The organism is Mesorhizobium sp. M1066 (assembly GCF_040318635.1).
In the GTDB taxonomy this organism is placed as follows: Bacteria; Pseudomonadota; Alphaproteobacteria; order Rhizobiales; family Rhizobiaceae; genus Mesorhizobium.
The window spans coordinates 127,024-139,178 of sequence record NZ_JAMYMR010000014.1; the positions used below are offsets into that span (position 1 = coordinate 127,024).

Sequence of the window (12,155 nt, forward strand, 5' to 3'; positions counted from 1 at the left end):
GGTAACGTCGGCGGCAGGGCAGGGTTCCCTTCCCCGGAGATCAAATCTCAGCATCGATGTCCGACAGCGATCTCGGCGTCGGCGCTTCGGCGTTGTGCGCCGCTGGGCGGTCGTGCTCGAACTGTTCGGTGCCGGACAGAGCGTGCAGCCAGGTCTCGCGCCTGGAGGTCCACAGTTCATATTCGGGCACGAGATCGGTCGGCGCGATGTCGAGGCTGCCGATCGCCACCTCGGCCTCGTTGTCGTCGACCCAGGCGACGCGGCCGCCGCAGGTCGGGCAAAAGCTGCGCGTGCCATAGGAGCTGACGAGGCCGGTGGTCTCGAAGGCCTCGCGCGGCCAGATGGCAAAGGCCGAATAGACCGAGCCGCCGGCCTTGCGGCAGTCCTTGCAGTGGCACAGGCCAACGCGCAACGGCGCGCCGCGGACCTGGAACTGCACGCCGCCGCACAGGCAGCTGCCGGTCCTGCGTATGGTGTCGGACATGACGACCTCCCTCAATGCGTGGCGCTGCGGGCCGGGTGGGACAGATGCTCGTCTGCCGTTTCGTTGGCCAGGATGAGAAACCGGGAAAAAGACATCCTGTTCACCGTACCACCAGGCCCGGTTGACACGGCCCGCAGCATCTTCAACGCCGTCCAGGCGAAATGGTTTCGGGCCTAAAGCGCGCCACGCCCGAACGAGTTCAGACGACCCGCTTCATGCATGTCGTTCTCCCAAAACCGAGATCCACTTTTGGGCGACATGCGCTAGCCGCGGGCCGCCATATGGGCGTCGAGCTTTTTGCGCGATGGGCCGTAGCGCTTGATGATGGTCTGTGCCTCGCTTGGCGGAATGCCGTATTTGCGGGCAAAGGCGGCAACCTCGTAGGGCTCTTCGCTCGAGACCTGCTTGCGGTCCTGTTTCGTCTTCGACTTGTCGTCAGCCATCTCAGGCCTCGCTTTCTGTTGTCGGGACGCGCAGCCTTCGGCGCCCGCGATCAACACGACATAACACAGATTGGCGCCGCCGGTTCCACCAGACGACACGGCCTGGGCTGCGATGGCCTGTATCAGGCCGACGGCCGCATGGGGTCGGCGCCGGCAGCCTGGTCGCCGTCACATTCGGAGCATGCCGCGCTGAGGCCGGGGCAGCCGCGCCGGTGCGTACCGGCAGGGCAGCAATGGCCGTTGGAACTCGTCCAGCGCGGACACTGGAAGACCTGGCCAGCGCCGCCGCAGCCGCTGCATTCCAGCGTCGCCGACCGCACGCTATGAGATATCGCCCCAAACCTGACGCTTGTACGCAAATTTCAGCCCACCCAAAATCGCTGCGCCGGCACGCCGGTGCATTAGCCCCGACTAACGATAGCACTTCCGTGATTACCAACAAGTTTCAATCGCGGGCGGCGCCGGAAGCCGTTCGGGCCTCTCGAGAAAAATTGGCCTGATGTGTCGGACCTGGCGTCCGTCGCGCGTCCTAGGAGCGAGCAACCTGCAAAGCTGGAGAACGAGCATGTCGTCGCAAATCACTCAATCGCCGTGGCAGACCGCGGCCCTTCTCATCGCCCGGCTGATCTTCGCCGGCGTCTTCCTGATGGCCGTGACCTTCAAATTCATGGGCATGGCGGCGACCGCCGGCTATATCGCCGCCGCCGGCTTTCCGTTTCCGTTGTTCCTGGCCTGGTGCGCTGCGATCCTGGAAGTCGCGCTGGTGCTGTGCTTCCTGACCGGCGCCTTCTTCTCGCAGGCGGCCCTTGTCGCCGCCGCCTATGTGCTGTTCCTCGCCCTGGCCTTCCACGGACCCAGCCACTGGGCCGGCAACCAGGCCGAGTTCGGCTTCTTCGTCGACCATTTTTCGTTCCTGGCCGGACTGCTGTTTGCGGCCGTGCATGGACCGGGCAAGGTGCTTTCGCTCAATTTGGGATGGCCGGGCATCTTGAGGCGAGACCGACCGGCACCGCGCGAAGGACGCGCGCCGGGCCTGCCTTGGCACCCCCTCACAGCTGGTCGTTGTAGGGTTCCTTTATCTTGCCGACCATGCGGGCCAGCTTCGAAAAAGACGGCATCTCCGCCTCCGGCTGGCACTGGTTGGCGAGTTCCAGCAGCCGGATCGGAAAGTTGACGGCGTCGCGGCTGGACGCGGACATGCCTTCGGACCGCTCCTGGTTGGTTTCGCCTGCCTCGGTCTTGCGCAAGGCCAGGTCGATTTCCTCCGCCGTCAGCACCCCCTTTTGAACCAGGAGGCGGTTGATCGAGGCGACGGCCATCAACAGGCCTTCGAGTTGCAGGTTGGCGACATTCATGGCGATTGCTCCCGTGACTGGGGTTGAAACGCGCGAGCGGCATTTCCGCTCCAGAAAGGCTGCGGGCGAACGCCTATTCCTGCGTCAGCCGTTCGCCATATTCGCGCCACAGCGCCTTGACCTCCAGGCTGCCGAGGCTGCCGATCGAAACATCCCCACAGCTGATGGCGACGGCGCCGATGTCGTATTGGGGGTAGGCGTTGGCGACGGAACGGATGGCTTCGCCCAGCGAACGCACGCGGATGACCGGATCCGCCTGACCCTGGCCGGTGCTGCGCACGCCGGAAACCATGGCTGGTGCATGCCGCATCCTGAACACGGATGCCATGGCTGGTCTGTCCATCGTCCTCTCCCACAAGGCCGTGCGACGGGAATCATTCCATGAGCTTCGACGAATGATTTCACACCTGCCGGCTTGTGACCAGCCGCCGGCAAAAGCAGGGTTTTACGCGCTTTGCCAGCGTCGGTCAGGCCGGAATTGCGATCGATCTAGGAATTTTTTCTCAGAAAACGGTTAACGGGGTGAGTGCAGCTATGCTACATTTTTGTCCATGGTGCTGAGTTGCGCCAACGACCCGCCGCCGAGGCGGGTTTTTTGTTTCTGGGCTAGACATGTCGGCAGGACAGAGGGGGGCCCCAAGGAATGCCATCCTTCGCCCGATGACTCATTTCGCAATCCGAGAGACACTCATGACCCGCTACGCCACCATCATCACCGATGCTGACGGCCAGGAAATCGTCAGCGCCATCGGCGAATTCGAAGGTGCTGCGCCGCAGCCAGGCCTGGGGCGTGTCGAGCAGGTCGCGCCCAGCGTAAAGATCGGCATGGTGCGGGATGCGGCCGGCGGGTTTGACCGAATTAGGAATTTTTTCTCAGAAAACGGTTGACGGGGTGAGTGCAGCTATGCTACATTTTTGTCCATGGTGCTGAGTTGCGCCAACGACCCGCCCCTGAGGCGGGTTTTTTGTTGCTGGGCTAGACATGTCGGCAGGACAGAGGGGCGCCAAGGAATGCCATCCTTCGCCCGATGACTCATTTCGCAATCCGAGAGACACCCATGACCCGCTACGCCACCATCATCACCGATGCTGACGGCCAGGAAATCGTCAGCGCGATCGGCGAATTCGAAGGCATTGCGCCGCAGCCACGCCTGGGGCGTCTCGAGGAGGTCGCGCCCGGCGTAAAGATCGGCATGGTGCGGGACGACGCTGGCGAGTTCGGGTTCTCGCAGGCCGGCATCGCCGGGCACCTTGTCGGTCTGGTCATGGCGCGTCTCAGGGCGCGGGCCGGTCTGGCAAGGCCTGCCCCGGCGGCGAAGCCTGCCGACGCGGCAAAGCCAAAGCGCGTCCAGGGAGCCAAGAAGCGCACCAGGAAGAAATCCGCTCGTTCAAAGAAACCGGCCAGCCGGGCCGGATCGATGCCGAAGGCCGGCATTCCCGCTGCCAACGCCGTGGGTGGTGACGTCCGTGACTGACAAGACCGCCGCCGGGCCAACGCGCCGCAAGCCGGCAAAGCGCAAACCCGCCGCCAAACCGGCCGCGCAAAAGCCGCGCCGCAAGCGCGCCAAGAAGACACTGGGCGACGATTTCCTGGCTGCCGTGCGGGCTGATTTCCGCGCCTATGGCGCCGGCGTGATCGCCCAGGTGCGAGCCGACAAGCCGGACCAGTATCTGAAGATCGTGCTGTCGGTGCTGCCCAAGGATTTCGATGCCAAGATCAACCAAATGGACAGCCTGAGCGATGACGAAATCCGCAGCCGCATCCGCGCCCTCGAGACGATCGTCAAACCGTTCCTCGAAGAACCCGGTGATGTCCGTGAAGATGGAATATCTGGCGCTGCTGGCCGAACTGGACAGACGGCGCCGGACCAATCAATTGGCGGCCTATAGACCGTATCAACGCCAGGCCGAGTTTCACGCAGCGGGCGCCCAGAACCGCGAGCGGCTGTTCATGGCCGGCAACCAGCTCGGCAAGACCAGGGCAGGGGGCGCCGAATGGGCCATGCACCTGACCGGCCGTTATCCCCAGTGGTGGCAAGGCAAGGTTTTTGACAGTGCCGTCAGGCTGTGGGCGGCCGGCGTCACCGGCGAAGGCACTCGTGACAATCCGCAGCGCGTGCTGGTCGGTCCGCCGCAGCAGCAGGCGGCCTGGGGCACCGGCATGATCCCGGCCGACGCCATTGTGCAGACCTTCATGGGCCGCGGCGCACCGGGCGCGCTGGACAGCGTCGTGGTGCGCTGGGGTGGCGGTGGCGACGTGCAGGCCGATGAATCGGTGCTGTCGTTCAAGAGTTTCGAGAAGGGCCGCGAGAAATGGCAGGGCGAGACTTTACACGGCGTCTGGTTCGACGAGGAACCGCCGCTCGATATCTATTCCGAAGGGTTGACGCGAACCAATGCGACGGGCGGGATAACGATCGTGACGTTCACGCCGCTGCTTGGGATGAGCGATGTGGTGCTGCTGTTTCTGTCAGCGTCGCAAGTGGAGGGGATGGCCAAAGGCAGCGGATGAAGACGTTCAAGGGTATTTGCTGCCCGCAAGCTGTCTGGCGCGGGCCTTGGGATCGGTTGCTTTCCGGGTTAGCGGTTGGCACCATATCCTTTCATCACCTGTAATCTGGTTGTACCAGACATTGCATACTTTATTTGGTGTGTCCGGGATACAAACTTCGCGTTGGAACCCTGAAGAATTGGCGTACATCTTGCAGGTTTTCTTACTCGTATCATACGGAACATTTGATTGGCATGCCGACGCGCTCGCGGCAATGGCCACAACGATTGCTATGCGGATCATGTATCTCCCCCAATTGGCCAGCAGCTTTGCATTGATAAACAGTATTATCAATGGCGGTTACTCGTTCCGGCAAATAATTTAGGCAGGCTTATATGTCTCGACACGTCACCTTCATGACCATCGACGATGCCGCGCACTACACGCCGCAGGAGCGCGCGGCGATCGTCGCGGCCTATCCGGCGCATGAGCGCGAGGCGCGTGCCCGCGGCATTCCGGTGCTGGGTTCCGGCCGCATCTTTCCGGTGGCGGAGGAATTGATCGCCTGCGAGCCGTTCCGGCTGCCGCGCTACTGGCCACGGCTCGGCGCGCTCGATTTCGGCTGGGACCATCCGTCGGCCGCGGTCGAGCTGGCCTGGGATACGGAGGCCGATGTCGTTTACGTAACCAAATCGGCGCGGGCCTCGCAGCAGACGCCGGCGATGCAGACGCTGACGCTCAAACCATGGGGCGAATGGCTGCCCTTTGCCTGGCCGCGCGACGGCCGCCGCGAAACGCTGGAAGGGGCGGGCGTGGCGCTCGCCGGGCAGTATTCGGCACACGGGCTGAACATGCTGACCCGCCACGCGCAATTCCCGGACGGTTCGGTCTCGGTCGAAGCCGGGCTGATGGAGATGCTCGACCGCATGCAATCCGGCCGCTTCAAGGTGTTTGCCACGCTCGCCGACTGGTTCGAGGAGTTTCGGCTTTTTCATCGGAAGGACGGTCAGGTGGTCAAGCTGCGGGATGATCTGATGGCGGCGACACGCTATGGCGTGATGATGCTGCGAGAGGCGGTGGTGGACCCGGCGGAGTTCAAGGCGGTGAGACAGACGAAGGTGCAGAGCGATCCGCTGTGGGCGTTTCGGTAGGGGGCAGCTTAACGTGGGTCGCCGATGACGTCGCCGAGATGGATCTGAAGGGAATGAGCCACGCCGAGCACCCCTGCGCTCGTTCCAAGTGGCGACCGCCCATGTTCGCTTGGATAGTCCAAGTGCTTCGCCTTCAGAGATCATATGAAAGTAAACAATGGCAGGCAAAGCCTGCTGAATTGAGGGCCGGCGGTCGAATACAAGCCGGCGGCATGCCGCGCGCGGGTAGCCCGGCGCTTCTGGAAAATTCGCGGCCGCCACACAAAGGTCGAGCGCCAGCCTCGCGGCGGGGCCTATTCGAGCTTCCGCTGGCGCAGAGATAAAGCCGCGAAGTCAATATCAACGGCGCTGAATAAGACAGGTGAGTCGGTATGGTAAATCGCAGCGGTACCCCACTGATGGTCGATTCTACGCGGCGATTGCGTTCTAAATCCCTCCTACGCCGACCAGATATTGGGGGTCTTTGGAATGCCCTTGAATTAATGTGGATAACGGGAAAGTCGAGCTACGTTTCGGATCATCCCGATATAAACAGAAGGGGGCACTTGGGGGATATTGGAATGAAGCCATATGTGGACGTTGCTATTGTCGTGCCGCTTCAGGAGGAATTCGAACGTCTACGAGGCGCCTTCGAGATAAAAGCAGAGGAGGTGGTTGGTCAAAGTTTTTTAGTGGAGTTGGACACCAAACAAGATGATCTTGTAGCTGTTGCAATTTTGCAAGATGACATGGGCAAGGCTGCTGCTGGCCGCGCGGCCGATGCCCTGATAAATCGATATGAAATAGGAGTCATATTGGTTCTGGGAATTGCAGGCGGCATAAGCGGCGACGTGGCTGTCGGCGATGTATGTTTTACCGGTTCAGTCGTAGATGTCTTGGAGAATTCGAAGGTCTCAGATTCCAAAGACGGACTTAAAATGAGCTTCAACAATAAGTTCTACAAGACCGATAAGACAGCTACTTTCTCATGGCATTATGCGCAATTGGGATCCGACGCCCGCCCATTGTACGAACAATGGCAGAAGACTCAACTTCAAAAGAGCAAGACTTTAATACCAAACCCATTCATCGGCCGATCCGACAAATATGAAGATGTTGCTGCGCCGCGGATGCACCACGGAACTGTTATCTGTGGTGCTGTGTCCAAAAGTGACATCTACAAGGAAATGGTGGCCGGTGCGGACCGGAAGACGTTGGCAATCGAGACCGAGGCTGGGGCCGTCTTCTTTTCAGCGGAGAATGCAAATATTCCAGCGATGTCTGTACGGGGGGTTTGCGACTACGCAGATCACAACAAGAATCTGCTTGAGGAAGAAACCGGCGAGAATCTGAGGGAAATTGCTGCCGATAACGTAGTTACCTTCTTCCAATTCCAGTTGAAGAATCCGCAGTTTCGACTTTTCTTAAGCCACCGAAAAGCCCAGAGTTCGGTCGGAAGCCTGCAGCCGGCGCCAGGCGATCTGTTTGCAGAGGCAATTCAGACGGTACGCCGCGATATTCATGCTCAGCTTTCACAGCTTTCCCCCGATTATCGTGGGAAACCGCTCGGGTATCGTTCACCGCTTCCTCGCATCAAGGAAGCTATTTCCAACGTAGGCGTGACCCCCGCTACAAAGAGAGTGTCTCCAATCGACATTCTTGAAGCGATTACGACCAATCGGCTTGTAGTCCTAGACGTTCCGCGCATCTATCCGGATAATAGCTTGCCTTGGCTGGTGGCTAACGAGGTTTCGCTAATCGAAATCGGTGGCGACCGATGCCTACCGATTGTTGTCGATGGCAACACTGTTCGACCTCCCAGTGGGACTCTAACTGGGTTCTCAAAAATTGACGTCGCCTCTCTGATTGCGGGCGGCGGTGTGATGCTCGTGTTTGTGATTACCGACTTCCCTGCAAACTCAAAGAGCCGATCCGAGTACCTTCATTCCCAGATGGAGCTTTACCCCCAAGCGCGATTCGTCATTTTGACGTCAAATGAACTCACTGGCGGGAAAAGTGAGCTACTCATATCAACAGGGGCGCCAAAATATTCAATTTGCGACATCTCGTTCATCGAGATGGCAACATTTATCCAGCGAACGTTTAGCCTTGCTGATCAAGAAGCTTCGGTCATCGCATATCGCCTTTATAATCTGTTCAAACGATTTGAATTGAACGCTCATCCTAGCTTCTTCGCCGGTGTTGGCGGGGAGACGCTTTCCGCCCTGCTAAGGGCCAACAGACGGTCCGAATTGATTCAACTTGCTGTCGGTGGGTTTTTAAGTTTTGTCGTAGCCTTTGATACAGACGACGTGGTGCTCACGCGCACCACAAGGGAGAGGTTCCTTCGTAGACTGGCTTATGAAAAATTTATCAATGTCAAGACTTTCGATCAGGCAGGACTTGTCGCGTTCGTAGAGGAAGTTTCGGCAGAAATGGATTTTGACATAAATGCGATCAAGTTTATACAGACATTTCAAGAAAAAGGATTGATTACATTTATAAACGGCCGGGCTGAGATTTCTTTGCCGTTCATGGAATCCTATCTTTTGGCAAGCGAATTGATAGAGCGGCCCACCGATGCAATAAAATACTTTGATCCAGACAACGACGACTTCGATTTTAACGCCTTTGATCTCTACGCCGAGATTGGTCCCGCTCAAGTGGTAGTTGATAGAATTATCGAAGCCAGCGAACGCTTGGCGGTCGAACTGAAACTGCCAGAAGGTGAAAAGCACATTTTGCTGACGAATGATATTCGTCCAGCGCTAGTTGACAAACAGTATAGGGTTCAGGCGCTGCAAAGTCGACTTGAGAAAGCGTTCGATGATGTCTCGAACAACCGATCACACAGTGTGGAGAAGCAGAGGTTACTTGATTTCGCCAACCGGTTTGAGGAAGAAGCGCGAGCCGATAGCGACATCGTAATCGTTGATGAAGATGAAGATTTGATGGACCCTGAGATGGAAGGCTCCTTAAAGGCTTTTCGAACTTGGGAAATAGCAGCGATTTTGCTTGGGTCGGGTTCCGAAAGGATGAACCGCGATCCGAAGCGAAGGCTCGCTAAATCATTGGTGCAACTGACCTCTTTTTTGCTCCATCGGATACTGAAATCTTTTCCAAAAGCTGGCTTCGAGAAATTTAAGGAGCGCCTCAGGGACGATGATGAGATAAAAAAAATCTTTGGGGGAATGAACAAGGAAATCCCGCAGGATTTTAGGGATATGGTTGATGTGTTGATGGATGCCTACGAGTTTTCGTTACTCTCGTCCCCAGTCCGGATGATGTTTGACAATCTGAGCAATTCGGCTGGTCAGCCCGTACTGCGAACAAGTGTTTCAAACATCGAAGTCGAAGGTGAGATGGAGAATTTGATTGCACGTATCTGGAGCGCCGAGATGGACGCTTCAAAGGAGCGCTCCGCTCTGCTTGATTCGATCTCGAAGCTCCCCCCGTTTCCTTTCCTTCGACTGACGCTCTCAGGGTATTTCATAATTCGCGTGTTCTGGAGCCATTGGGACAGGCGAAACAGGTTTGCCTTGCTTGATGCGGCAGAGGAGACGCTTAGGCCGTTAAGCCAGGGAATCGATAAGGGCCGTTTAAAACGATTGATCGATAAGGAAGAGGAAGAAAAAACCTCGATTGGTTAAAGGCCAAGCCAAACCATAAAATCCGGGCCTTCGGCCCGCGGGCGGTGCGGAAAATTCGACGACCAGCTTGTGCCGGGAATTACGGTGACAGTGCTGGATTGCATCCGTGGAGAGACACCGATAATTTCTGTGACAGGTTGTTTTCATTTTGGGCTAGTCGAAGGCGGTTTTGAATTCCAGTGGCGGTGTAGCCGAGAGCAGAGTGATCCGTTGGGGGCGTTTCGGTTATGGACGCCTGTGTGTCACTCCACGATCTTCCAATACGAATCCTTGCGGATCACCTTGCCGTCGCGAAACGTGTAGAAGTCGCAACCCTGAACTTCTTTCTTCACGCCCCCGCGGGTGGTGCCGGTGAGGGTCCATTTCGACATGCCGGTGTCGGCAGCCTCGTCCGCAAAGTGCTGACCATTGCCGTAATGGACGTCGGGCAAGCCTTCGAAGCGTGTCGCCAGCGCGTCCCGTACGTTGCGCTTGCCCTCGCAACGCGTTCCCCAGGGCTCGGCTCCCCTCGGCATCTCCAGGACGCAGTCGTCGGCAAAGAACGCCATGATGCGATCGAGATCGTGCGCGTTGAAGGCGTCGCATAGCTCCGTCAGTGTCGCCCGAATGTCCATTCGCCCGTCTCCTGGATAGCCGTCGATGTCCGAAGTAGGTCACTGGGGACGCGGCCGGTCAAGTGCGCAGGCCGCCGAGACGTCGCCCGGAAGCGAGAACTGCATTCTATTGCTCAGGCCTGCTCATGCCCCTTCGCATCATGCCCGCAACCCTTCGCGACCTGTCCTACATCGCAGCCAATTTGCGCCCTGAGGACCGGGCCGAGATCGACTGCCAGCTCGACCATTGGTCGCCGGCACTGCTGGCGCTGACGGCGCTGCAGGGGTTTGCCTATGTCGCCGAGCTGGACGGCAACCCGGAAGCGGGCTTTGGCGCTGCCGAACAGCGCGGCGGCCTGTGGATCGCCTGGAGTTGGGGCACGCGCCGCATGAAGCGCTGCGTGCCTGGGATCACCGGGTTCTTTCACGCCGTGCTTGGGCCTCAGGTCGCGGCGCGGGGCGCCTGGCGGGTCGAGGCGCGGGCGCTGGCCGCCAATGAACTGGCGCTGCGCTGGCTCGGCCGGCTCGGCGCGACGCAACGCTGCCTGTTGCCGGGTTACGGCCGCAACGGCGAAGACTTTTTCCTCTACGACTGGACAAGAACCTCTAATCTTGGAGAAGGCTGGAACCATGTGTCTGTTTCAAAAACCACCGGAACTGAAGCCGTTGCCGCCAACGCCGACGGCGCAGGACAAGGACGTGCAGGCGCGCGAGGCGGCATTGCGGGCTGAACTCGAACAGCGGAACGGCACCGCCGGCACCATCAAGACCGACCTCGCGCCAGGCAGCCTCACCGGCCAGCGCCGCGTGCTGCTGGGGCTATGACCATGACCGCGATGAAGCGCAGTTTCAGGAAGCGCGTGTGGGACTGGTGGGTGTGGCGACGGCATGCAAGGGTGATGAAAGGCGGGGGTGATTAGCCGATCTCCCCCCTTGCGGGGGAGATGCCCGGCAGGGCAGAGGGGGGTGTGAAGGATCGCTACCCTTCCGCATATCTCACGCCCAGCCGAAGGCGCTTTGTGTTTGGCCGATAGGCCGAGGGACAGCACCCCCCTCTGTCCTGCCGGACATCTCCCCCGCAAGGGGGGAGATTGGCAGCTTCAGCCCCTCACGCCTTCTTCGCAAAAGCCCAGACCATCAGCGGGTATTCCTCGTCGTTGCTCAAATCCCGCCACAGGCCGTAGGCGCGGACGGGGCCGCCGATATGGGCCCTGGCGCAGGCCTTGTTGCCCCAGCCGTGGACCTTGACGTTGGCTTCCGCGAAGCCGCCCTCGACCATAAGCTGCTTGAGGCCGGCGGGGGTCCATCTGTTGTAGTCGTGCGGCCTGGCGTGAACGCGAAACAGGAAAGGTGTCGCCACCATCGCCCAGCCGCCGGGCCTCGTCATGGCGTGGATGTTTTCCACCGCCGCGTGAGGCCGCCGCACATGTTCCAGCACCTGGTCGGCGATGACGATGGAATATTGCTCGTCGGTGCGGTCCTTGCAGATGTCGAAGGCCGGAAAATCGACCGAGCGGTAATTGGGGCACATCGCCCGCCAGTAGCGGTTCCAGCCGGGCGAGATCTCGATCACGTCGGAAGCCTTGCGGTTGCCGGCTTCCAGAAAGAGCGTGAACGCCTCGATCTGGCGGATGCGCAGCCAGTTGCGGGAATCGTAACCGATGAGCCGTTTCACGGCGCGTTTGCTTTGGTTTTTCAGGGCGGCAAGGCTTGTCGTCACATCGACCTCCTCCAAAACCCGCCGCGAGCAAGTTCGTAGCATCGCCAAGTGGGCAAAAGATGACAAGGGAAGGCTGGCGCGAGGCACCCCCCTCTGTCCTGCCGGACATCTCCCCCGCAAGGGGGAGATTGGATGTGCTGCCGCTTTCGCCAATTGCCGACGTTGCAGGAAACGCGCCGTCGGCAAAACTGCCGATCTCCCCCCTGTTTGGACCGGAGAGATCGCGAACAGGTGTGCGAGGACATCGCGAACAGTTTGGCGTGCTTTGCGCCGGGAGGTTCGCGATGCC

The 12,155-nt window shown here is 59.4% G+C and carries 14 protein-coding genes and 1 pseudogene; 9 read left to right on the top strand and 6 right to left on the bottom strand.

Going from position 1 to position 12,155, the window contains the following annotated elements:
- Nucleotides 1-40: 40 nt before the first annotated feature.
- Nucleotides 41-484: a GFA family protein gene (locus NKH52_RS19290; protein ID WP_352732173.1), complete on the bottom strand. Its 444-nt coding sequence runs from the start codon at nt 482-484 to the stop codon at nt 41-43.
- 263 nt (nt 485-747) lie between these two features.
- A complete protein-coding gene (locus NKH52_RS19295; protein ID WP_023813816.1) occupies nt 748-927 on the bottom strand; it encodes a DUF3606 domain-containing protein in 180 nt (59 codons plus the stop codon).
- Between the two features lie 565 nt (nt 928-1,492).
- Here NKH52_RS19295 and NKH52_RS19300 point away from each other — a divergent pair.
- Nucleotides 1,493-1,912: pseudogene (locus tag NKH52_RS19300) on the top strand (DoxX family protein); the annotation flags it as partial.
- 64 nt (nt 1,913-1,976) lie between these two features.
- Here NKH52_RS19300 and NKH52_RS19305 read toward each other — a convergent pair.
- Both NKH52_RS19305 and NKH52_RS19310 read right to left on the bottom strand, forming a co-directional pair.
- On the bottom strand, nt 1,977-2,282 hold the full coding sequence (locus NKH52_RS19305) for a hypothetical protein (RefSeq protein WP_023813813.1): 306 nt from the start codon (nt 2,280-2,282) through the stop codon (nt 1,977-1,979).
- A gap of 73 nt (nt 2,283-2,355) precedes the next feature.
- Entirely contained in the window at nt 2,356-2,625 is a 270-nt protein-coding gene (locus NKH52_RS19310) for a hypothetical protein (protein ID WP_352732170.1), read from the bottom strand.
- A 347-nt stretch (nt 2,626-2,972) separates the two neighbouring features.
- On the opposite strand from NKH52_RS19310, the gene NKH52_RS19315 reads away from it, so the two are divergent.
- The 6 genes from NKH52_RS19315 to NKH52_RS19340 all read left to right on the top strand — a co-directional run bounded on the left by NKH52_RS19315 (nt 2,973) and on the right by NKH52_RS19340 (nt 9,553).
- Nucleotides 2,973-3,170 carry a hypothetical protein gene (locus NKH52_RS19315; protein ID WP_023813811.1) on the top strand — a complete coding sequence of 66 codons (198 nt, stop codon included), beginning with the start codon at nt 2,973-2,975 and terminating at the stop codon, nt 3,168-3,170.
- Nucleotides 3,171-3,340: 170 nt separating this feature from the next.
- The gene (locus tag NKH52_RS19320) at nt 3,341-3,757 is read left to right on the top strand and encodes a hypothetical protein (protein WP_352441240.1); all 417 of its coding nucleotides are present in this window, start codon (nt 3,341-3,343) and stop codon (nt 3,755-3,757) included.
- The gene (locus NKH52_RS19325) at nt 3,750-4,172 is read left to right on the top strand and encodes a hypothetical protein (RefSeq protein WP_023813809.1); all 423 of its coding nucleotides are present in this window, start codon (nt 3,750-3,752) and stop codon (nt 4,170-4,172) included. The genes NKH52_RS19320 and NKH52_RS19325 overlap by 8 nt, the downstream gene beginning before the upstream one ends.
- Nucleotides 4,093-4,794 carry a terminase large subunit domain-containing protein gene (locus tag NKH52_RS19330; protein ID WP_352732167.1) on the top strand — a complete coding sequence of 234 codons (702 nt, stop codon included), beginning with the start codon at nt 4,093-4,095 and terminating at the stop codon, nt 4,792-4,794. Before NKH52_RS19325 ends, NKH52_RS19330 begins: the two co-directional genes overlap by 80 nt.
- Nucleotides 4,795-5,168: 374 nt before the next feature.
- Nucleotides 5,169-5,924, top strand: a complete 756-nt coding sequence (locus NKH52_RS19335) for a phage terminase large subunit family protein (protein WP_352732165.1) — start codon at nt 5,169-5,171, stop codon at nt 5,922-5,924.
- 560 nt (nt 5,925-6,484) lie between these two features.
- Nucleotides 6,485-9,553: a 5'-methylthioadenosine/S-adenosylhomocysteine nucleosidase family protein gene (locus NKH52_RS19340; protein ID WP_352732162.1), complete on the top strand. Its 3,069-nt coding sequence runs from the start codon at nt 6,485-6,487 to the stop codon at nt 9,551-9,553.
- A 242-nt stretch (nt 9,554-9,795) separates the two neighbouring features.
- On the opposite strand, the gene NKH52_RS19345 is transcribed toward NKH52_RS19340, so the two are convergent.
- A complete protein-coding gene (locus tag NKH52_RS19345; RefSeq protein ID WP_352732159.1) occupies nt 9,796-10,167 on the bottom strand; it encodes a nuclear transport factor 2 family protein in 372 nt (123 codons plus the stop codon).
- A gap of 125 nt (nt 10,168-10,292) precedes the next feature.
- On the opposite strand from NKH52_RS19345, the gene NKH52_RS19350 reads away from it, so the two are divergent.
- Nucleotides 10,293-10,877 carry a hypothetical protein gene (locus NKH52_RS19350; RefSeq protein ID WP_352732156.1) on the top strand — a complete coding sequence of 195 codons (585 nt, stop codon included), beginning with the start codon at nt 10,293-10,295 and terminating at the stop codon, nt 10,875-10,877.
- Nucleotides 10,846-10,971, top strand: a complete 126-nt coding sequence (locus tag NKH52_RS19355; RefSeq protein WP_281035567.1) for a hypothetical protein — start codon at nt 10,846-10,848, stop codon at nt 10,969-10,971. The genes NKH52_RS19350 and NKH52_RS19355 overlap by 32 nt, the downstream gene beginning before the upstream one ends.
- 283 nt (nt 10,972-11,254) lie before the next feature.
- Here the strand turns inward: NKH52_RS19355 and NKH52_RS19360 are convergent, their stop codons facing one another.
- A complete protein-coding gene (locus NKH52_RS19360; protein WP_352732153.1) occupies nt 11,255-11,908 on the bottom strand; it encodes a class I SAM-dependent methyltransferase in 654 nt (217 codons plus the stop codon).
- Nucleotides 11,909-12,155 lie beyond the last annotated feature (247 nt).

Bases quoted from the DNA above. Each gene is read 5' to 3' on its own strand.
- NKH52_RS19295 (WP_023813816.1), bottom strand. From the start codon at position 927: ATGGCTGACGACAAGTCGAAGACGAAACAGGACCGCAAGCAGGTCTCG.
- NKH52_RS19360 (WP_352732153.1), bottom strand. From the start codon at position 11,908: ATGCTACGAACTTGCTCGCGGCGGGTTTTGGAGGAGGTCGATGTGACG.
- NKH52_RS19315 (WP_023813811.1), top strand. From the start codon at position 2,973: ATGACCCGCTACGCCACCATCATCACCGATGCTGACGGCCAGGAAATC.
- NKH52_RS19350 (WP_352732156.1), top strand. From the start codon at position 10,293: ATGCCCCTTCGCATCATGCCCGCAACCCTTCGCGACCTGTCCTACATC.
- NKH52_RS19290 (WP_352732173.1), bottom strand. From the start codon at position 484: ATGTCCGACACCATACGCAGGACCGGCAGCTGCCTGTGCGGCGGCGTG.
- NKH52_RS19340 (WP_352732162.1), top strand. From the start codon at position 6,485: ATGAAGCCATATGTGGACGTTGCTATTGTCGTGCCGCTTCAGGAGGAA.
- NKH52_RS19330 (WP_352732167.1), top strand. From the start codon at position 4,093: ATGTCCGTGAAGATGGAATATCTGGCGCTGCTGGCCGAACTGGACAGA.
- NKH52_RS19310 (WP_352732170.1), bottom strand. From the start codon at position 2,625: ATGGACAGACCAGCCATGGCATCCGTGTTCAGGATGCGGCATGCACCA.
- NKH52_RS19345 (WP_352732159.1), bottom strand. From the start codon at position 10,167: ATGGACATTCGGGCGACACTGACGGAGCTATGCGACGCCTTCAACGCG.
- NKH52_RS19305 (WP_023813813.1), bottom strand. From the start codon at position 2,282: ATGAATGTCGCCAACCTGCAACTCGAAGGCCTGTTGATGGCCGTCGCC.
- NKH52_RS19320 (WP_352441240.1), top strand. From the start codon at position 3,341: ATGACCCGCTACGCCACCATCATCACCGATGCTGACGGCCAGGAAATC.
- NKH52_RS19335 (WP_352732165.1), top strand. From the start codon at position 5,169: ATGTCTCGACACGTCACCTTCATGACCATCGACGATGCCGCGCACTAC.